At 61.1% G+C, this 20,409-nt stretch carries 19 protein-coding genes; 8 read left to right on the forward strand and 11 right to left on the reverse strand.

Features of this window, described 5'->3' with window-relative positions; translation table 11 throughout:
• Positions 1–90 precede the first annotated feature (90 nt).
• Positions 91–639 (reverse strand): SecY-interacting protein, encoded by a 549-nt coding sequence (gene syd, locus MM194_RS04255; RefSeq protein ID WP_241342775.1) that lies wholly within the window; start codon positions 637–639, stop codon positions 91–93.
• Between the two features lie 90 nt (positions 640–729).
• Here syd and queF point away from each other — a divergent pair, with 90 nt between their 5' ends.
• From queF to MM194_RS04290, 7 genes are all read left to right on the forward strand, one after another.
• On the forward strand, positions 730–1,578 hold the full coding sequence (gene queF, locus MM194_RS04260) for an NADPH-dependent 7-cyano-7-deazaguanine reductase QueF (RefSeq protein WP_241342776.1): 849 nt from the start codon (positions 730–732) through the stop codon (positions 1,576–1,578).
• A gap of 195 nt (positions 1,579–1,773) precedes the next feature.
• Entirely contained in the window at positions 1,774–4,044 is a 2,271-nt protein-coding gene (locus MM194_RS04265) for a hypothetical protein (RefSeq protein ID WP_241342777.1), read from the forward strand.
• 84 nt (positions 4,045–4,128) lie between these two features.
• Positions 4,129–5,736, forward strand: coding sequence for a GGDEF domain-containing protein (locus MM194_RS04270; protein ID WP_241342778.1), 1,608 nt, complete (start codon positions 4,129–4,131; stop codon positions 5,734–5,736).
• A 147-nt stretch (positions 5,737–5,883) separates the two neighbouring features.
• Positions 5,884–7,239 carry a nucleotide 5'-monophosphate nucleosidase PpnN gene (ppnN, locus tag MM194_RS04275; RefSeq protein ID WP_033132116.1) on the forward strand — a complete coding sequence of 452 codons (1,356 nt, stop codon included), beginning with the start codon at positions 5,884–5,886 and terminating at the stop codon, positions 7,237–7,239.
• Between the two features lie 127 nt (positions 7,240–7,366).
• Positions 7,367–8,176 carry a flap endonuclease Xni gene (gene xni, locus MM194_RS04280; RefSeq protein WP_241342779.1) on the forward strand — a complete coding sequence of 270 codons (810 nt, stop codon included), beginning with the start codon at positions 7,367–7,369 and terminating at the stop codon, positions 8,174–8,176.
• Positions 8,177–8,320: 144 nt separating this feature from the next.
• On the forward strand, positions 8,321–9,328 hold the full coding sequence (locus tag MM194_RS04285; RefSeq protein WP_033132114.1) for an isocitrate dehydrogenase: 1,008 nt from the start codon (positions 8,321–8,323) through the stop codon (positions 9,326–9,328).
• A 119-nt stretch (positions 9,329–9,447) separates the two neighbouring features.
• The gene (locus MM194_RS04290; RefSeq protein WP_033132113.1) at positions 9,448–9,891 is read left to right on the forward strand and encodes a hypothetical protein; all 444 of its coding nucleotides are present in this window, start codon (positions 9,448–9,450) and stop codon (positions 9,889–9,891) included.
• A gap of 342 nt (positions 9,892–10,233) precedes the next feature.
• Here MM194_RS04290 and rlmM read toward each other — a convergent pair whose 3' ends face one another.
• The 6 genes from rlmM to dinB form a co-directional block, all read right to left on the reverse strand.
• Positions 10,234–11,328 carry a 23S rRNA (cytidine(2498)-2'-O)-methyltransferase RlmM gene (gene rlmM / locus MM194_RS04295; protein WP_033132112.1) on the reverse strand — a complete coding sequence of 365 codons (1,095 nt, stop codon included), beginning with the start codon at positions 11,326–11,328 and terminating at the stop codon, positions 10,234–10,236.
• A complete protein-coding gene (locus MM194_RS04300; protein ID WP_033132111.1) occupies positions 11,321–11,719 on the reverse strand; it encodes a DUF423 domain-containing protein in 399 nt (132 codons plus the stop codon). Before MM194_RS04300 ends, rlmM begins: the two co-directional genes overlap by 8 nt.
• Positions 11,720–11,750: 31 nt before the next feature.
• Positions 11,751–12,371, reverse strand: coding sequence for an alpha/beta fold hydrolase (locus MM194_RS04305; protein WP_033132110.1), 621 nt, complete (start codon positions 12,369–12,371; stop codon positions 11,751–11,753).
• A gap of 39 nt (positions 12,372–12,410) precedes the next feature.
• Positions 12,411–13,331, reverse strand: coding sequence for a transcriptional regulator GcvA (locus MM194_RS04310; protein ID WP_241342781.1), 921 nt, complete (start codon positions 13,329–13,331; stop codon positions 12,411–12,413).
• 283 nt (positions 13,332–13,614) lie between these two features.
• Complete coding sequence (locus tag MM194_RS04315) at positions 13,615–15,756, reverse strand: methyl-accepting chemotaxis protein (RefSeq protein ID WP_241342782.1); 2,142 nt, start codon at positions 15,754–15,756, stop codon at positions 13,615–13,617.
• Positions 15,757–15,823: 67 nt separating this feature from the next.
• Positions 15,824–16,876: a DNA polymerase IV gene (gene dinB / locus MM194_RS04320; protein ID WP_033132107.1), complete on the reverse strand. Its 1,053-nt coding sequence runs from the start codon at positions 16,874–16,876 to the stop codon at positions 15,824–15,826.
• Between the two features lie 129 nt (positions 16,877–17,005).
• Here dinB and MM194_RS04325 point away from each other — a divergent pair, with 129 nt between their 5' ends.
• Positions 17,006–17,212, forward strand: coding sequence for a hypothetical protein (locus tag MM194_RS04325; protein ID WP_241342784.1), 207 nt, complete (start codon positions 17,006–17,008; stop codon positions 17,210–17,212).
• Positions 17,213–17,292: 80 nt separating this feature from the next.
• Here MM194_RS04325 and nqrM read toward each other — a convergent pair whose 3' ends face one another.
• The 4 genes from nqrM to nqrE are packed head-to-tail and all read right to left on the reverse strand — an operon-like array spanning position 17,293 to position 20,407.
• Entirely contained in the window at positions 17,293–17,517 is a 225-nt protein-coding gene (nqrM, locus tag MM194_RS04330) for a (Na+)-NQR maturation NqrM (protein ID WP_033132105.1), read from the reverse strand.
• Between the two features lie 11 nt (positions 17,518–17,528).
• Entirely contained in the window at positions 17,529–18,566 is a 1,038-nt protein-coding gene (locus MM194_RS04335) for an FAD:protein FMN transferase (protein WP_241342785.1), read from the reverse strand.
• Positions 18,567–18,569: 3 nt separating this feature from the next.
• Positions 18,570–19,793, reverse strand: coding sequence for an NADH:ubiquinone reductase (Na(+)-transporting) subunit F (nqrF, locus tag MM194_RS04340; protein ID WP_033132103.1), 1,224 nt, complete (start codon positions 19,791–19,793; stop codon positions 18,570–18,572).
• 17 nt (positions 19,794–19,810) lie between these two features.
• A complete protein-coding gene (gene nqrE / locus MM194_RS04345) occupies positions 19,811–20,407 on the reverse strand; it encodes an NADH:ubiquinone reductase (Na(+)-transporting) subunit E (protein WP_005330713.1) in 597 nt (198 codons plus the stop codon).
• Positions 20,408–20,409 lie beyond the last annotated feature (2 nt).

Raw genomic sequence — 20,409 nt, forward strand, 5'->3', positions numbered from 1 at the left:
GCGGCGATATAAAAGCGCTCGTGGCCATGGAACGACGATATAAAAAAGAAGGGCCTTGCCATCTGGCAAGGCCCTTCTGCTATTGGAGTCTCACTGAGGCAGGGTTTCCAGCCGTGCGAGGAAGGCGGGCAATGAAGGGGCCAGCACCAGCCGACGACCGGAGTCGAGCCATTCCAGCCAGACTTGCCCGCTCTCGTTGTCGAGGGATATCAGCGTCATCTCGTTGCGGGTGGTGGCGATGAAGATCGACGGCGAGCGCTTGAGTTTGCGCAGCATCAGCAGGTGGCCGATGAGGTTCTCCCTGAGCAAGTCCAGATCGGCCTCGTTCCACGGCAGGATGAGCTCGATGCGCAGCCCCTTGTACGAACAGGGGATGGGGTGACTGAACCAGTGGCCAAACAGGGCAAGGGCGGCGGGGTGTAGCGTCAACTCCAGCGCATCGGCCATGGCGCCGAAATCCGCCGGCTCGCTGCGCTGGTAAGGACGCCAGGCCACCTTGCCTTCCTTGGGCTCATCCAGCTCGCAGGGAGAGCGCCATCCCTGTTCCCACTCGCACAGGGGCAGCCCTCGCCTCGCCTCGCCATCGCGCTGCCAGCGTAAAAAAAACTGCTCAAGGGCAGACAAGACTTGATCCGACATCGAAATCCCCCACAATAACGGCCCAAAATAGCCGCAAGTTCGAACGCAAAATCCGGCTATTGCACCATCAAACAGCTGAGCAGACAAGCAATGAGCAAACAAGAGAGATACGCCGGCGCCAGCGCGCTGCAGGGCCTGAGCCTGGGCCAGCAATCGGCCTACATCAGCCAGTACAGCCCCGAGCTGCTGCAACCCGTGCCACGCAGCCTGAACCGTGACGATCTCGGCCTTGGCGAGGCGCTGCCTTTCCAGGGTTGTGACGTCTGGACACTGTACGAGCTCTCCTGGCTCAACGCCAAGGGCAAGCCCATGGTGGCGGTTGGCGAGGTGTCGGTACCAGCGCAGAGCCCGAATCTCATCGAATCCAAGTCGTTCAAGCTCTATCTCAACTCCTTCAACCAGACCCGCTGCGACTCGCTGTCAGCGGTACAGGCCCTGTTGGTCAAGGATCTGAGCGCCTGTGCCGGGGCCGAGGTCGGCGTCAGCCTGTTCACCCTCAACCAGGCGCCACACCAGATAGCGACCCTGCCGGGGGAGTGTATCGACGAGCAGGATCTCGAGGTCGACAACTACGAGTTCGACCAGACCCTGCTGCGGGGGGCGGCGGGCCCCGAGGTCGTGGAAGAGACGCTGCACAGCCACCTGCTCAAGTCCAACTGCCTGGTCACCAGTCAGCCGGACTGGGGTTCCCTGGTGATCCACTATCGCGGCCCGCGCCTCGATCGGGAGAAACTGCTGCGCTACCTCATCTCGTTCCGCCAGCACAACGAGTTCCACGAGCAGTGCATCGAGCGGATCTTCATCGATCTCAAGCACTTCTGCGGCCCAAGCGAGCTGACCGTCTATGCCCGCTACACCCGCCGCGGTGGACTGGACATCAACCCCTTCCGCAGCGACTGGGAGCCGGTTCCCGCCAACCTGCGCCTGATCCGCCAGTAAACACCGGCGCCGTTGGCAAGCGTGGGTCTGGCCGCCATTGCCATCGCCCACTTGGCCATAGTGCCCAATCTGTCGGCCAACGCTGTGCGCCGCTGACGGCAGTGGGCCCGGCCCTTCCAATCTATTGAGTAAACTCTGGACGCGCAGGGGTGGGCTTGGATAACATGCCAGCACTCCTGTGGCGTTCTTAATCCAATGAATCAACTGTTTTTTCTGGCAATGATGATGTCCTCCCTGTCGGCTCCGGATCTGGATCTGGCCAAGGAGCAGTTGTCTATCGATCTGCAGCAGGCACAGACCCTGGTACTGACCGATCCCGCCAGATGTGTCCAGATCGCCACCGCCTTCCTCGAACGTACCGCCAATAATCCCAAGCAAATCATCAGCAACCGCCAGGAATATGGCTACAGAGAGCCGATCCTGAGCTATGGCACGGCCACCCAGGCCACCGGCGCCTACCTGCTCAAGGGGGAGTGCCTGCAGCAACTGGGGCAATCCAAGGCGGCGCAGGAGTCCCTCGAGCAGGGCATCGCCATGGCCGAGAAGGAGCAGCAGTTCGAGCTGCAGGCCCACGGCCTCTACCTCAAGATCCGCAGCCGGAACATGCAGGAGCGATCCCACGGGGCCAGCGCCATCCTACTCGACGAGCTGGACAAGCTGCTGGCCAATCCGAGCCTCAAAGAGAGCCAGTTGCAGGTATACAGCCGTCTGCTGCACGTCAACGCCAGCATGGAGGGGCTACAGTTCGAGGCGGCCAAGCGCCAGCTGGCAGAGAGTCACAAGTGGGCCGAGCAGGGCAACAATCCCCTGTCCCTGGCCTGGGTCAGTGCCGTCGGGGGGGATCTCTACCATGCCCTCGGTCAGCCACAGCTCGCCCTTGGCGAATACATCGATGCCCAGCAGCAAGCCAGGGGCCTGCAAGACCCGCTGTTCCTCGGCCTGCTGTCAAACCAGATGGTCAGCCTCTATCAGGAGGAGCAGGAGCCGCAGAAGGCGCTGCAATATGCCAATGAGGCGGCCAACTACTTCCACGCGCTGGGCAATCCCTCCCTGCTCAGCGATGCGCTGATCGTGCTCGCCCGCCTCAACCGTGATCAGGGCGAGATGAACATGGCGCTGGTCTACTTCTTCAATGCCCTGGACTTGCTCGACGAGGGCAACAACCGCATCCGCATCGCCAACCTCAAGTACGAGATTGGCAAGACCTACTTGCTGACCGGCAACCTGACCCTGGCCCGCAACTACCTCAATGCCGCGCGCCAGTCCAACGAGCTGGGGGATGACAAGGAGTCGCTGATCGACACCCTGCTGCTGCTCGGGGAGCTGCATCTCAAGCAGCAGGAAGCGGGGATCGCCATTTTGCAGTTGGAGAATGCCCTGACCCTGGCGAACCGGATTGGCGACATCCGGCGCCAGTTCGAGATCTTCCGCCTGCTCTCCATCGCCTACGAGCAGAAGGGCTATATCAAACAAGCCCTCGACAGCTACAAGAGTTTCCACCAGCGCAGCGAGCTGGTGCGCCAACAGCAGCTGGATCTGGAGCAGGAGACTGTCCGTGACAACTACGCCCAGGTGGAGCGGACACAGCAGGTCAAGGAGCTGGAGCAACGGCTCGATATCAGCCAGCACCAGCAGGATCGCTATCTCTGGTCCAGCGTCAGCACCGGCCTGTTGCTGGCCCTCTTCATCTACCTGTTCTTCACGCTCTGGCTCAAGCTGCGGGTCGCTCGTCTCAATGCCAAGCAGCTGAAAGAAGCCTTGCTGGTCGAACCGCGCAGCGGGCTGGCCAACTGGCAGCGGCTGATGAGCCGCTGGCCGCGGGAGATGGCCAAACGCCAGCAGCAATCCGAGCGCTGGTATCTGAGCGAGAGCCCGACCAGCGAATTTGACGACAAGTTGCACTATCTGCTATTTCGGGTGCCTTTCCTGGTCAACAGCCTGGAACGGCATGGTTATCAGGTCAGCCGCGAGATCGAGCAGGCCTTCGGCGACTACGTCAACCAGCTGACTCCACAAGATGGCCGCATCTACGATCTGCGTGAAGGACACCTGCTGTATGTGGTGCCACAACGCCACGTGGCGCAGTTGCATGAGCTGGCGCAGGAGCTGCTCGATACCCTCGCCGCCTTCCCCTGCGATTACCCCCTCGACAGGCATATCAGCCTCGGCATCGTCAGCCACCCCTTCTTGCCGAAAGCGGCGATGGCGCTCGATCATCATGGCCTGTTCGATCTCTGCTACCTGGCGCTGTCAGGGGCCATGCAACTCAGTGAAAAATACCGCCAAAGTGTCTGGCTGGAGCTGGCCGCCATCGATTGCCAGCAAGCCGCGTTTTTTAATGGCGATGTGTGGCAATGCTGCTTGATGGCAATTGACAAGGGGCTGGTAAAAGTAAATTCTTCTCATGAAAAGCAATGGGTTAACTGGCTTGTGCTTTCACGGACGAAAGTGCCGGATAACATGTGATAAAAGGTACTCAACGGGGTCTTTCATTGGCTTACTGTTGCGGGACGACACAAAAACGATAATGACAACAGGGCGACCTGAACAATGAATGATATCGCTGCCGTAACAGGACAACTGGCAAGACTCAGGGAATCCCTTCAGCAAAAACAGCAGGAGCTCGAGGGCATGGCCACGTTCTCCGATGCTGAACGTACCCGTAGCGTCCAGTTTATCGGCAAGCTGATGCAGGCCTGCCGTGGTCACGACCGCGAGCTGGACAGCCGCCTCGCCAAGCTCAAGCAGAAACTCGATGGCAATCCTCCGCTCTCGTCCCTCGACGGGGATCTGGCCGTCATCGAGAAGCTGTTGCAGCAACACGGCAATGCGCTGGAAGAGTCCATCGGCCTGACCCGGGCCGCCATCGAACTCGGCAGCAAGCAGCTCAAGTCCCTCAAAGGCTTCCCGGACGATAGTCGTCGCTCGCTCAAAGAGTTTCTCGCCAGCCCCGAAGGCTATGGCATTGGCGATCACCAGAAGAAGGTGATCCGTCTGCTGGAGTTCTACCAGCAGGCCATCAAGATCCAGCTGCTGCCGACCCAGCCCCTGCTCAGCCAGCCACCACCCCGGCTGACCGGCACGGATCTGGCTCCGTCGGAGGTGGCCGCCTCGTTTGACGTCAAGGCCCATGCCCAGATCGCCGACGAATTGCAGCGACTCATCACCGAGCTCGACTTCGCCGGCGCCGTCGGCGAGAGCCTGGCGGACATCCGCCGCCAGTTGCTCACCGGCATCACGCCGCAGCTGCTGGCCGAGATCTGCCTGCAGATCATCGAACTCATCATCGAGGGCACCCGGGAGGAGCGCAAATCGTCCCAGGCCTTCCTCAGCACCCTCAACGAGAGTCTGTCCGCCGTCCATTTCAACTTCACCGAATCCCTCGACGAGGGGCGGGCGTTGCAAAATGCCACCCACCTCAGCGACCAGGCGCTGACACGGGAGCTCGAGGCCATCGATCGCACCCTGATCACCCATGACTCCTCCATCGTTCTGAAAGACACCATCTGCTGCCACGTGGACGCCATTCGCCGCCTGCAGCAGGACAGGGAGGCCATGGCCGGCCGTGAGCGTCACCTGCTAACCCATCTGTCCAACATGGAGGCCAAGCTGCGGCTGATGAAGGAGGAGACCGCCGAGTACAAGAAGCGGCTCACCATTCAAAAGCACAAGCTGTTCCTCGACAGCCTGACCCAGGTGCACAACCGGGCGGCGCTCGACGAGCGGCTCGAGCTCGAATACAAGCGCTGGCTGCGTTACAGCACCCCTCTCTGTCTGGCCATCATCGACATCGATCACTTCAAGAACATCAACGACAACTACGGCCACATGGCCGGCGACAAGGCGTTGAAGGTGGTCGCCAAGGCGCTGCAGAGCGCCCTGCGCGACACCGATTTTATCGCCCGCTTCGGCGGTGAAGAGTTCGTGGTGCTGCTGCCCAACATCAACCCGGACAAGTACCAGAAGCCGTTGGAGAACCTGCGCCAGACCATCAAGAGCATCCCGTTCCGGTTCCGGGATGCCAAGGTCGAGATCACCATCTCCATCGGTGCCACCCTGTTTCGCGAGGGGGACCACACCACGGATGCGTTTGAGCGCGCCGACAAGGCACTCTACAGCTCCAAGCACCTGGGTCGGGATCAGGTCAATCTGGCCTGAGCAACGGCTAAAAAACGCGCAAACGCACCCGCCCCCTATTCCCCTTCCCTACCCCTTGCCTCTACTATCGAAATCGAGGGATGTCACGGCATCCCGTTTTCTCCCCAGGGAAAGCACAACGATAACAAGACGAGTGAAGGGGAACTTATGATTACGCACATCAATCCTGTCGGCAGCATGGACTTGCTGTCTCAACTCGAGGTGGACCGCCTCAAACAGACCGCCTCCAGCGATATCTATCAACTGTTTCGCAACTGCTCGCTGGCGGTGCTCAACTCCGGTAGTCACACCGACAGCTCCAAGGAGATACTGGAGCGCTTCAAATCCTTCGACATTCATGTGATCCGGCGCGAACGCGGAGTCAAACTCGAGCTGTTCAACGCCCCCGAGCACGCCTTCGTCGATGGCGAGATCATCCGTGGCATTCAGGAGCACCTGTTCTCCGTGTTGCGGGACATCCTCTACGTCTCGACCCAGCTGGAGTCGAACCGTCTGGTCAACCTGACCAGCTCCACCCACATCTCCAACGTGGTGTTCGCCATCTTGCGCAACGCCAAGGCGATCCTGCCGGGGGCGGATCCTAACCTGATCGTCTGCTGGGGCGGTCACTCCATCAACGAGATCGAATACCAGTACACCCGCTCGGTGGGCAGTGAGCTTGGGCTGAGGGAGCTGAACATCTGCACCGGCTGCGGGCCGGGCGCCATGGAGGGCCCCATGAAGGGAGCGGCCGTCGGCCACGCCAAGCAACGGGTGCGCAACGGTCGCTACATCGGTCTGACCGAGCCTTCCATCATCGCCGCCGAACCCCCCAACCCCATCGTCAACGAGCTGGTGATACTGCCGGACATCGAGAAGCGACTGGAGGCCTTCGTGCGCCTGGGTCACGGCATCATCATCTTCCCGGGTGGGGTCGGCACCGCCGAGGAGCTGCTCTATCTGCTCGGCATCATGATGCACCCGGCCAACGAACGCCAACCCATCCCCATCGTCCTGACCGGGCCCAAGGAGAGCGCCGACTACTTCCGCGCCATCGACGACTTCGTCAAGGCCACCCTGGGGGAACCGGCCACCCGCCTCTACCGGATCATCATCGGCGATGCACCGGAGGTGGCCCGGGCCATGAAGGAGGCGATGCCCAAGATCCGCGAATACCGCAAATCGGTCGGGGATGCTTACTCCTTCAACTGGTCCCTCAAGATAGAGCCGGAGTTCCAGCTGCCGTTCGAGCCGGATCACGCCAGCATGGCCAGCCTGGATCTGCACCGCAACCAGCCGCCCCAGCTGCTGGCGGCCAACCTGCGCCGCGCCTTCTCCGGCATAGTCGCGGGCAACGTCAAGGAAGGGGGCATCCGCGCCATCGAGAAGAAGGGGCCGTTCAAGTTGCACGGCGACAAGGAGCTGATGCACCTGATGGACAGACTGCTGGAGAGCTTCGTCAAGCAGCAACGGATGAAGCTGCCCGGCACCCAGTACATCCCCTGTTACGAGATAGTGAAATAAACAGCGGCACAGGAACACAAGCCGAAGATGATGACGAGAGGGGCCAAGAGGCCCCTCCTCTTTTGTCGGCAAGCCGCGCGTCCCTTGTTACAATGGACCGTCCCGACCGCCAGGAGCCCTCCCTTCCATGCAAAACCCCAGGCCACAGCTGCTTATCATCGATGCCCTCAACCTCATCCGCCGTCTGCACGCGGTCCAGGTCCAGCAGGCGCTGACCCCGGCTCAGGCGCTGATCGCCACCCGCGCCAACCTCATCAACACCTGCAAGAAGCTGCTGGCCAACAGCGAGCCGACCCACGCCATCGCGGTGTTTGATGGGGAGGTGCACAGCTGGCGCAAGGAGATTTACCCGGCCTACAAGGAGGGACGCACCCCCATGCCAGAAGAGCTGCGCGACGGGCTGGCCGAATTGCAGGATGCCTTCTGGGAGTGCGGCGTGGATGCCCTGCTCTCCCAGACCGACGAGGCGGACGATCTTATCGCCACGTTAGCCAGTGGAATTGCCCAGCACGACGCCAGGGCCACCATCATCTCCACCGACAAGGGGTTCTGTCAGCTCCTCTGCCCGCAGATCCAGATCCGGGACCATTTCAACAAACGCTGGCTGGATGCGGCCTTCGTCCAGCAGCAATATGGCGTGACCCCGGCTCAACTGGTGGATTTCTGGGCCCTGACCGGCATCGGCGGCTCCAACATCAAGGGGGTGCCGGGAATTGGCCCCAAGACGGCCACAACGCTGCTGTTGCAGCACGGCACCCTGGCCGCCCTGCTGAGCGCCTGCGAGCAGGAGGACGCCGCTAAGCCCCTGCTCAAGCTGCGCCAGCACAGAGATGAGGCACTGCTGGCCCAGCGGCTGGTGCGGCTGCAACGGGATATCCCCCTGGGTTTCAACTTGCGGGAGATCCGCTATCCACCCCAGCCGGACAGGGCCGAGTGAGGCGGCCAGCATAACCCACATCCTGCGCGCATCTTTCTGTTGACATAAATGGGAAACATGTAAAGAAACATGGAGAATGTGGTGCAAAAATGGTATAAAACCGCCGAATCCTCCCCCTCTGTCCCCTAGAAGTGGATACGCCTCATGTCAAAAAGAAAGATTACCGTCATTCCGGGCGACGGCATCGGCCCCAGCATCATCGAATCCGCCATCCAGATCCTCAAGCACGTCGGTTGTGATTTTGACTACGACTATGCCGATGCCGGTCTGGTCGCACTGGAGAAGCACGGCGAGCTGTTGCCGCAAAGCACCCTCGACCTGATTGAGAAGAACAAGGTCAGCCTGAAAGGCCCGCTCACCACTCCGGTCGGCGGCGGCTTCACCTCCATCAACGTCTCCCTGCGCAAGAAGTTCAACCTCTACGCCAACGTGCGCCCGGTCATCTCCTTCAAGGGCACCAAGAGCCGTTACGACAACATCGACATCATCACGGTGCGTGAAAACACCGAAGGCATGTACTCGGGTGCGGGTCAGAAGCGCAGTGATGACAACCAGAGCGCCGAGGCGATGAGCATCATCACCCGTGACGGCGCCGAGCGCATCGTCACTTTCGCCTTCGAGCTGGCACGCCAGGAAGGGCGCAAGAAGGTCACCATCATCCACAAGGCCAACATCCTCAAGTCCACCTCGGGCCTGTTCCTGGAAGTGGCGCGGGAAGTGGCTGCCCGCTATCCGGACATCCAGAACGAAGAGATGATCGTCGATGCCGCCTGCATGAACCTGGTGATGTACCCGGAGCGCTTCGATGTGATGGTCACCACCAACCTGTTCGGTGACATCCTTTCGGATCTGTGCGCCGGTCTGGTGGGCGGGCTGGGCATGGCGCCCGGCGCCAACATAGGTGAAGGGGCCGCCATCTTCGAAGCGGTGCACGGCTCGGCGCCTGACATCGCTGGCAAGAACATCGCCAACCCCACCTCGGTGATCCTCGCCGCCATCCAGATGCTGGAATACCTGGGGATGCAGGACAAGGCCGAGCGCATCCGCGAGGCGGTGCGTGCGACCATCGAATCCGGCGATCGGGTCACCCGGGATCTGGGGGGCACCGCCTCCACCAGCGAATTTACCCAGGCCATCATAGACCGTCTGTAAATCACAGCTAACATCATGATTTTAAAAGGGAGCTTAGGCTCCCTTTGTTTTATATCGGATCCCCCTACCCCCCCTGTCAGATGAATACTATGTTCATAAGGAGGATAAGGAGATCCACTATGCGTGCTACGTTCATCTTGCTGGTATTCAGCAGCGCTGCCATGGCATTGGACAGGCCCATCGACAATGCCTGGTTGACCCCCCCGCCCCAGAGCGCACAACCGGCCAAGCAGGTCTGGCAATCCAATATCAATACCAACGACCTGCTTAAAGCCCCCAAACAACTCTCCTTCGGGGTGGACATCATGACCGACAGCAACGGCGCCCGCAGCATCACCCCCTACCAGAAACTGAATATCACCGCCGAGAAGAGCGTCAGCCTCTCCTTCGAACAGCACAAACCCAGGATCAAGTTCAACGCCGGCGGCATCAACACCGCGATCAAGCTGAGGGGCGACGGGGTCAAGATGCAGTTCAACCCGACCGACAGGACCATTCCCCTGCAGGTGGAACTCAAGGTCACGAATGACGAGTCCAAGGTCACCTTCGATTACCGTTTCTAAACCGTCTGAAATGCAAAAAACCGGACTGGGTTAACCCGTCCGGTTTTTTGATGCCGCGACAACAGCCGGGATAACCCTGCTATTACGCCTTGGGCTCCAGCTTGAAAACCCGGTCTACTGCTGTAGACGTGCGCTTTACTCTGCGAGTTACGCCCTGGGCTCCAGCTTGGAGACCCTGTCTACTGCTGTAGACGTGCGCTTTACTCTGCGAGTTACGCCCTGGGCTCCAGCTTGGAAACCCGGTCTACTGCTGTAGACGTGCGCTTTATTCTGCGAGTTACGCCCTGGGCTCCAGCTTGGAAACCCGGTCTACTGCTGTAGACGTGCGCTTTATTCTGCGAGTTACGCCTTGGGCTCCAGCTTGGAGACCCAGTACTTGTTGTAGACGTGCACCGTGATCTCTTCGCGATCGTGATAGAGCTGCTTGGCCTGGATCACGAACGCATTGTCGATCTCCTTGAGCAGACCACGCAGCACCTCGATATTGTGTACCGCCTCGGCGTAGCGCTTTTTCATCGGCAGCTTGAGGTTGAACATCGCCTCCTGGCAGTCGTTCTCGCGGAACCAGTCGGCGATCATGTGGGTCACCCGCGCCGGCTTCTCCACCATGTCGCACACCAGCCAGTAGATGTTCTTCTTGCTGGGCCGCCAGACGAAGCCATCATCACGGATATGCCTGACCTGGCCTGTCTCCATCAGGGAGGGCGCCATGGAGCCGTTGTCCACCGCGGTCACCATCATGCCGCGGCGCACCAGCTGATAGGTCCAGCCACCCGGGCAAGCGCCCAGATCGACCGCCTTCATGCCGGAGGTGAGGCGCAGTTCCCACTCTTCCCGTGGCACGAATACGTAGAAGGCCTCTTCCAGCTTGAGGCTGGAGCGGCTCGGGGCGTCCGCCGGGCAGCGCAGACGCGGGATGCCCATGTGGAATTCGGAGTTGTTGAACGAATAGGAGTAACCGATCAGCAGGTGATCGTTGGCCATGAAGAAGGCGTGGAACACCGGACGGTGCGGCGTCTCCTTCTTGGTCAGCAACTCGTTGCTGCGCAGCGCCTGGCGCAGCGGCACGGTGAACTTGCGGCAGAAGGCCGACAGCTCTTTCGCCTCGTTGGTGTCGGCCGTCTCCACCCGCAGATCGCCGCAGATGGTATAACCGGCGGCCGCCTCCAGGATGGGGGAAATTCGATCGGAGAGATCCAGATCCTTCAGCTCATGGGTCACCACCAGCATCTGGCGAATGAAGATCAGCTCCTTGAACGGCAGCTTGCGGGCCAGCAGATCCGCCTGCTCCTCGTCATACAACTCGAAAATCACATAACCGCTGTCGTCCTTGACCCGGGCGAAGCCGTAGCACTGCATGTTACTGGCACGCTCGGTGATCTCTGCCGCCGCCTCTTTCTCAAAACCGGGGCGGCAATAAAGCAGCAGATTATTCATTTTTTCCTCCAAGACGACAGCCAGCCCATATCAGAGCCGCCCATCCCAACATAAAACAGAGGCCACCGGCTGGGGTAATGAGCCCCAGCCCCTTGCTGCCGAACAGCACCATGGCATAAATACTGCCGGAGAACCCGAGGATCCCCAGCACAAAGGCGGTGCCGGCAAAGGTGATAACCTTGCCGCGCACACCGCACCAACCCAGCACCAGCAGGGCCAGTGCGTGAAAAAACTGATATTGCACGGCGGTATTGAACGCCGCCAGTAGCGCAGGCGTGATGCCGCTCGCCGCCAGGCCATGGGCGCCGTAGGCCCCCAGCAGGGTGCCCGTCAGGCCGAAGAAACCGGCAAGCACCAACCAATGCCGCTGAACATCTCGATGGATCTGCATCCTTAGCTCCTCGTTGTCTCGCCCAAGGCCCTCAGGCCCCGGCCTCGGCGATAAAACCCCTCATCCGATCGGCCGCCTGCTGCAGATTCTCCTGTTCGCTCACGCCGCTCGCCTTTCGTGGCTTGAAGCCATGATCGCCATCGGTCAGCCAGTGGACCGATACAGCGGGTGAGAAGGGGAAATCGGCCAGTTCGGCGCGGGTACCGAAGGTGTCGCGCTCCCCCTGCAACAGCAGGGTTGGCGTCTTGACTTGCTTGAGCACCTCGCCCCGCCAGCTGTCGGGCTTGGCCGGGGGGTGGAAAGGATACCCGAGAATGAGCAATCCTGCAGCATTCATCTCATCACAGATCTCGGCGGCCATGCGCCCGCCCATGGACTTGCCCGCCACAAACAGCCGGGGGTGGGCAAATTCCCGCACCCGCTCGCGCCAATGATCGAGCAACACCGGCTGCCGGTCCGGCGGCCTGCGCTTGCCATCCAGGGCACGCTTGCTCATGTAAGGAAAGTTGAAACGCACCACCTCGATCTGCGGCCCCGCCAACAGCCGTGACAGTTCTGCGAGGAAGGCATGTTCCATGCCAGCACCGGCGCCGTGGGCCAGCAGAATGCGAGCGGGGGCGTCGCTCGCCCCCTCCCTTATCACCTCAGTCATGATGTCCTCTCTCACCCAATCGCTTCCGCCCCTCAGGCCTCATGCATCGGCGAGCCGTGCCCGGCGACGAGCCTCTTCCTGCTCCACCAGCTCCAGCATCCAGTCACGGAAAGCCACTATCTTGCCCTGATCGGACTGCTGCTCCTGGCACACCAGATAGAAGGCGTTCTTGCTGACCAGCACCTGCTCGAACGGGCAGATGAGCCGTCCCGCTTCGATCTCGGGCTGGGCCAGCACACTGTGGCCGAGCGCGACGCCCTGGCCGTGGATCGCCGCCTGGATCACCATGGTCGAGTGGCTGAAGATGGGCCCCTGATTGACGTTCGGCGCATCGATGTCGAGCTGGCGGAACCAGGCCTTCCAGTCGCGGCGGGAGGTGTCGTGCAGCAGGGTGTGACGAGTCAGGTCCTCCGGCGTGCGCAGCGGCTTGGGGCCCGTCAGCAGCAGCGGGGCGCAGACCGGGATCAGGTATTCGGTGTGCAACTTGTCGCAGCGCAGTCCCGGCCAATTGCCGCGGCCGTAATAGATGGCCACGTCCACGTCGTCGGTCAGCGATCCCTCATCCAGATCCACCGCCTTGATCCGCACGTCTATGTCCGGATGACGCTCGCTGAACCTCACCAGCCGGGGCACCAGCCACTGAATGGCAAAGCTCGGCTGCAGGCTGACAGTGAGCGCCCCCTTGGCGCTGCGCGCCAGCAGCTTGTCGGTCGCCTCCGAGATGGAGGCGAAGATGTCCTTGATGTCGAGGAAGTAACTCTGCCCCTCCTCGGTCAACAGCAGAGAGCGGTTCTTGCGGCGAAACAGCTTGATGCCGAGATACTCTTCCAGCGCCTTGATCTGGTGGCTGATGGCGGCCTGCGTCACGAACAGCTCTTCCGCAGCCCGGGTGAAGCTTAAGTGACGAGCCGCGGCTTCAAAGGCCTTCAGTGCATTGAGCGGGGGTAAACGACGAGACATGGGATCGGCCGACGATGAGTTTTTCTAATGGTGCGCATTATAAATTGTCGGTTGCGGGCCGACCAGTGAATAAACATAATTCGCCACGCAATTCGTTGCCATATGGCTCACACTTTTTCTTCCATGTTGGTTTACATGTGATTTTTGTGAGTGGGCCGGCAAAGATTGTGGTGTTGTGTTTCTTCCTCTGCGGGAAGAAAGGGCTAAATCGGACCGATTTAACCCAGTCTGTCATCTGAATGTGTTTGGCGCCTCCGGTTGGATGGCGCCTTTTTTCTCATCCCTACACCCTGAACTGTCCCACCAGTTGCTGCTGCTTGTCCGCCAGCTGCGACAACTCGCGCCCGTTTTCAGCGGACGTCGCCGCCTCGGCCCTGATGGTGTGGCTCACATCGCGGATGTTGCTGACGTTGCGGTTGATCTCGTCCGCCACCCCGCTCTGCTCCTGGGCCGCCCGGGCGATCTGCTCGTTCATCTGGTGGATGGTGGCCACCGCATGGATGATCTGCTCCAGCACGCTGACCGACAGCTCCACTTTGGTAAGCGTCACATCGGCCTGACTGTGGCCCGTCATGATCGCCTTGACCACCGCCTCGGTGCCCGACTGCAGCTGGCCGATCAGGGTCTGGATCTCGACGATGGCATTCTGGGTGCGACCGGCCAGGTTGCGTACCTCGTCCGCCACCACCGCGAAGCCGCGCCCCTGCTCACCGGCCCGCGCCGCCTCAATGGCCGCATTGAGCGCCAACAGGTTGGTCTGCTCGGCGATGCCCTGAATGACGGCGAGGATGTCGTTGATGTTGTCGCTGTTGGCGGCCAGGCGCTCCACCACCGGCTTGGCATCGCTGATGACCGTCATCAGTCGGGACATGGCCGCTTGCGTGTCCGCCACCACGGACTTGCCCTCCTGGGCCGCCGTGTCGGCCTGATTGGCTGCGTTCACCGCCGAGCTGGCGTTGCCCGCGACCTGCAGGGCGGTGGCACTGAGCTCCTCGAACGCGGTCGCCACCAGGTCCACCTCCTGATATTGGGCCTGCATGCCGGCGCTGGTGCGCTCGGCCCCGTGCGCCGCCAGCACGGCGCTGGCTCTGGTGCCCGCCACGGTATCGATCACCTGGCTGATGGTGGACTGCAGCTTGTCCAGGAAGTTGTTGAACCACCTGGCCAGCTCGCCGATCTCGTCGTCCCGCTGCAGAACGATGCGCTGGGTCAGATCCCCCTCACCGCTGGCGATGTCCTTGAGGCGGGCCACCATGGCACGGATAGGCGCGACGATGCGCTGCGCCATCAGCCAGATGCAGAGCAGCCCCAGCAACGAGATGGCGCCGCCGATGAGCAGCTGCGTCACCACGCTGCGCTGGGCCTGATCCTCGAGATCCCCCTGCAACTGCAAGGCGGAGGCGAGCACCACGGCGCGGGGCAGCTCGATATAGATGCCCCACTTGTGATCGGTGCCGCGCATGCTGACCGGCACGAAGGTCTGCAGCAAAGCGCCGTCGGGGCTCCAGCGGGCGACCAGCTCCCCTTTCGCGAGCCAGCCATTCAGATCCGCCGCCAGCCCTTGCTCCTGCTGGCCCAGGGTGTTGCCAAGGGGGATCTTGAACCCCTCGACCCCGGCCACCCGGCCCTCGTGGCTGAGCAGCAGCACCTTGCCTTGCCCGCCGTAGAGAGCCTTGTCCATCTCCAGCACCAGGGTCTGCAGCCTGGCCAGCGAGATATCGACCCCGACCATGCCGAGCAGCTTGCCCTGATCCCGCAGGGGGGCGGTGACCGAGGTCATCAGAACCTCCTGGGTGCCGACCTCGTCGAGATAGGGCTCGAGCAGGCAGAGCGCGCCGGTGCGAATGCTGCACTTGTACCAGTCGTTCTTGGCGCCGCCGTTGGCGGCCGGCTTGTCGTCGGCCAGCGTCGCTTCGTCCATGACTTCCAGCGTCACCTTGCCATCGACCCTGGCCCAGTAGCTGGAGAAGCGCCCCTTGTCGTTGGCCCCGAGCGCCGTCGAGCCCTGGTAGTTTTCGTCCTCCCCGTCGAGCTGGTTCGGTTCGAAGATGCCATAGACCCCGAGCAGATTGTCCGACGACTCCGCCGCATCCTGCAGCTGCTGGTTCACGGCGCCACGCAGCGCCTCGGAGTGGACGAAGTTGTCGGCCGCATTCTTGCGCTGAAACAGAATGCCCTCGGCCAGCAGGGTGACCCTGAAGTAGGCCTCATCGAGGTAGCTGGTCACCCTGGCCGCCTGGGTGGCGCCCATGGCCTGCATCCAGTTTTCTGCCGCGTGCTGCGCCTCCAGGGTGGTGGAGGTGCGCACTTGCTCCTGCATGCGGGCCGCATTGAAGAGGGATGAGGCAACCAGTGCACCGGCACTGGCCAAGAGACAACAACCGGCGATCAGGGTGATCCGTCCCTGAACAGAGAGAGCACTCATGCATGATTTCCTAACGTCTACAGATGTGATCATCTGTATCGGTTTCGGATACAAAAACTTAACTAAATCAGCTGAGATCCAGACTAAGTTGGTTGATTTCCCCGGCACCGGGCAGGCCCACCACCAGACCCAACAGGCGAATGGGTTTTCCTTGAGCCCGTTGTAACCCCTCGTGCAGCAGATCGTGGAACAACCCGGCCTGATAGCCACCCCGTCGATAGACGGTGGTCTGCTGAAAATCGGCAAACTTCAGCTTGATCCCCTGCCCCATCAGCGCCTCGGCGGGACAGGCCCGGGCGAAGCGCAACTCCAGCTCCGGGATGAGCTGGCTCAGCACCCGCCAGCAGGCATCTTCATCCAGCACATCGCTGGCGAGCGTGGTCTCCACCCCGACAGTCTTGCGCACCCGCTCGGCCTGGACCGGCTGCTCATCATGTCCCCAGATACGTCCGGTCAGCATCTCCCCCAGCTTGCCGAAGCGGGCGATCAACTCTTCGCGGCTGATGGCCCTGGCATCCTCGCAGGAATAGAGCCCCTGGGACTCCAGCCGCTCTGCGGTCTTGCGGCCGATGCCGGGCAGCTTGCCGAGGGGCAGTTGGCGCACGAACTCATCCACCTCGCCCGGCGTTATCACGAACAGGCCGTCGGGCTTGCGCTGTTCGGAGGCGAGCTTGGCCAGAAACTTGTTCGGTGCCACCCCGGCCGAGGCGGTCAGCCCCAGCTCGCTGACGATGGCGGCGCGGATCTCGGCCGCCATCAGAGTGGCACTGCCGCCGCAATGGGGGCTGTCGGTGACGTCGAGGTAGGCCTCATCGAGGGAGAGCGGCTCCACCAGCTCCGTGTAGCGCAGGAAGATGGCGCGCAGCTGGCGTGAGACCTCCTTGTAGACGGCCATCCGGCCGGGGATGAGTACCAGCGGCGGGCAGAGCTTCATGGCCAGGGCACTCGGCATGGCGGAGCGTACCCCGAAGCGGCGCGCCACGTAGTTGCAGGTGGAGATGACGCCGCGCCTGTCCGAGGAACCGCCGATGGCCAGCGGCACCTCCCGCAGGGCCGGGTTGTCCCGCATCTCCACCGCGGCGAAGAAGCAGTCCATGTCGATGTGAATGATCTTGCGCATATCACTGTATATATGAACAGTTACCTGCCCCATGCTACCCCAGCCCTGCTATTTCTGCCAGTCACGGCGGGTGTGGCTTGCACATAGACTCCTAAGGCACCGTCACTATGAGACTCAAGGAGGAGAGAGATGAAGGCAATCTGGCTGGGGCTCTGCCTGCTACCGCTGCTCGGCATGGCCAAGGATCATCCGACCGCCGAATGCAGCTGGCTGTTCAAGCGCATCGAGGTGCTGGAGAAAGCCATCAAGAAAGGGGACGAGCTGAATACCAAGGAGGAGCTGGCGCGCTGGAAGGTCGAATTTCGCAAGAAGTCCTGCCAGCAATACGACTACTGAGGCCATAAAAAAGCGAGCCGACCCTTGATTCAACACATGGGTCGGCTCGCTTGCATCAGGCATCCGTGACCAGCGCAGAGTCAGATGATGCGGTTCTCGGTCAGCATCTTGCGACGGGCCTCGGCCTTGGCCATCTTCTTCTTGCGGTTGTCGCAGGGCTCAGGGCAATCACACTCCTTTTCGATCCCGATGGTGCCCAGGCCGCCACAGGAGCCGGAGATGGTCTTCTTCTGGAAGATGTAACCAATGGCCATGGCCACCACCACCGCCAGAAATACCCCGAAGGTAATCAGAAAAATCTGCATGTCATGACCCCTTACTTTTTCACTAAATAGGGTTTGAAGGCATCCGAGTAGGCTTCCTCGAATCCCTCGTCCGTCTTGGTGATGGTGAAGATCGCGATGCCCCGCTCCTTGGCATAGGCCAGGCTCTTCTCGGGCCCCATCACCATGAACACGGTCGCCAAGCCGTCTGCGGTCATGCAGGAGGGATGGATCACGGTCACCGATACCATACGATGCTGGATAGGCTTGCCCGTCACCGGATCTATGGTGTGGGAGAAGCGCTTGCCATCCATCTCGTAGTAGTTGCGATACTCACCCGAGGTGGCTACGCCATTGGCCCCCGGCAGGATCACCTCTTGCACCGAGCCGGCGTTGGCGGTCGGCTTCTCGATGGCGACGCGCCAGGGGTGGCCCTTCCCGTTGACGCCACTGATGCGCAGCTCACCGCCGATCTCCACCAGGTAGTTGCGCGACCCCAGGGATTCCAGGTACTCGGCCACCTTGTCCACCCCGAAGCCCTTGGCGATGGCGGAGAGATCCACGTAGAGATCCGGGATGTCTTTTTGCAGGGTGTCCGCGTCGGCGGAGGTCAGGACGTGCAGGTTGCCGAGCCCGGTCTTCTGGCGAGTCTGGCTGATCAACTCATCGGACGGCACCTTGGTCGGCTTGGCATCCGGCCCGAAGCCCCACAGATTGACCAGGGGACCCACGGTCACGTCCAGCGCACCGCGGCTCTCGCGGCCGATGTGAATGGCCTCGGTCACCACCCGCGCGGTGTCGCGGGAGACCACCACAGGGGTCGGCCCCTTGTGCTGGTTGAAGCGCGACAGCTCGGAGTCCGGTCGGTAGGTCGACATCTGATCGTTGACCCGCTCCAGCAGCACATCGATCTCGGCCTGCAGCTTGGCCGCATCCGGGGCGGCACCGTCCGCCACCTTGATGGAGTAGTAGGTGCCCATGGTGCTGCCGGTGATGTGCGTCTCGGGGTTGGCTTTAACCGCTTCCTGACCACAAGCCGTCATGAAAAAAGCTAGCCCGAAGGCTAGCCAAGTCTTTACAACACTGTGCATGGATTAACCACCAAAGTCATCCAGGAGGATATTTTCGTCTTCAACACCGAGGTTTTTCAGCATGTTAATGACGGCAGCGTTCATGACGGGAGGTCCACACATGTAGAACTCGCAATCTTCCGGCGCCTCGTGGTTCTTGAGATAGTTCTCGAACAACACGTTGTGGATGAAGCCGGTGTAGCCATCCCAGTTGTCTTCCGGTTGCGGATCGGACAGGGCGACGTGCCACTGGAAGTTGTCGTTCTCGGCGGCCAGCATATCGAAGTCTTCGACGTAGAACATCTCGCGCTTGGAACGGGCACCGTACCAGAAGCTCATCTTGCGCTTGGTCTTCAGGCGACGCAGCTGATCGAAGATGTGGGAGCGCATCGGCGCCATGCCTGCACCACCGCCGACGAACACCATCTCGGCGTCGGTGTCCTTGGCGAAGAACTCGCCGAAGGGACCGGAGATGGTCACCTTGTCACCCGCCTTGAGGTTGAAGATGTAGGAAGACATCTGACCGGGAGGGGCGGTCCAGTTGCTGGGCGGTGGGGTCGCGATCCGCACGTTCAGCATGATGATGCCGAACTCTTCCGGATAGTTGGCCATGGAGTAAGCACGAATGATCGGCTCGTCTACCTTGGACTCCAGTTCGAAGATCTTGAAGCGATCCCAATCCCCGCGATATTCCTCTGGAATATCGAAGTTTTTGTAGTGCACATGATGTGCAGGGGCTTCGATCTGGATATAACCACCGGCGCGGAACGGCACGCTCTCGCCGTCCGGGATCTGCAGCTTGAGTTCCTTGATGAAGGTGGCCTTGTTGTCATTGGAGATGACGGTACAGTCCCACTTCTTCACCCCGAAGATCTCTTCCGGCAGCTCGATGTCCATGTCGCCACGCACAGTGACCTGACAGGCCAGACGCTCGCCGTGACGGGCCTCGCCCTTGCTGATGTGATCGAGCTCGGTCGGCAGAATATCGCCGCCGCCGGCCTTCACCCGCACCTTGCACTGACCACAGGAGCCACCGCCGCCACAGGCGGAGGAGACGAAGATACCGCTGCCGGCCAACACGCCGAGCAGCTTGCCACCCGCCGGGCTGGTGACAGCCTTGGCCGGGTCGCCGTTGATGCTGATTGTCACGTCACCGGCGGTCACCAGCTTGGACTTGGCGAACAGAATGACTGCTACCAGGGCCAGCAGGATCACGGTGAACATGACCACACCCAGAATAATTTCCATCTATATTTCCTTTCCGATTACAGGGAAATACCAGAGAAGGACATGAAGCCCAGCGCCATCAGACCCGCGGTGATGAAGGTGATGCCCAGACCACGCAGGCCTTCGGGGACATCGGAGTACTTCATCTTCTCGCGGATCCCTGCCATCGCCACGATGGCCAGCATCCAACCGGCACCCGAGCCCACGCCATAGACCACAGACTCCACGAAGTTGTAGTCACGTTGCACCATGAAGGAGACGCCACCGAAGATGGCGCAGTTCACGGTGATGAGCGGCAGGAAGATACCCAGGGCGTTGTAGAGCGCAGGGAAATACTTGTCCAGCGCCATCTCCAGGATCTGCACCAGCGCCGCGATCACCCCGATGAAGGTGATGAAGCTCAGGAAGCTCAGATCCAGGCCGGACACCAGGGCGCCATCTTTCAGGACGTAGTTGTAGATCAGGTTGTTGGCCGGCACGGCCACGGTCTGTACCACAATGACGGCGATACCCAGACCCATGGCCGTCTTGACCTTCTTGGACACCGCCAGGAAGGTACACATCCCCAGGAAGAAGGAGAGCGCCAGGTTTTCGATGAAGATCGAACGAATCAACAGACTCAGATAGTGTTCCATAC

Source organism: Aeromonas sp. MR16 (genome assembly GCF_022549315.1).
GTDB classification, from domain to species: domain Bacteria; phylum Pseudomonadota; class Gammaproteobacteria; order Enterobacterales; family Aeromonadaceae; genus Aeromonas; species Aeromonas aquatica.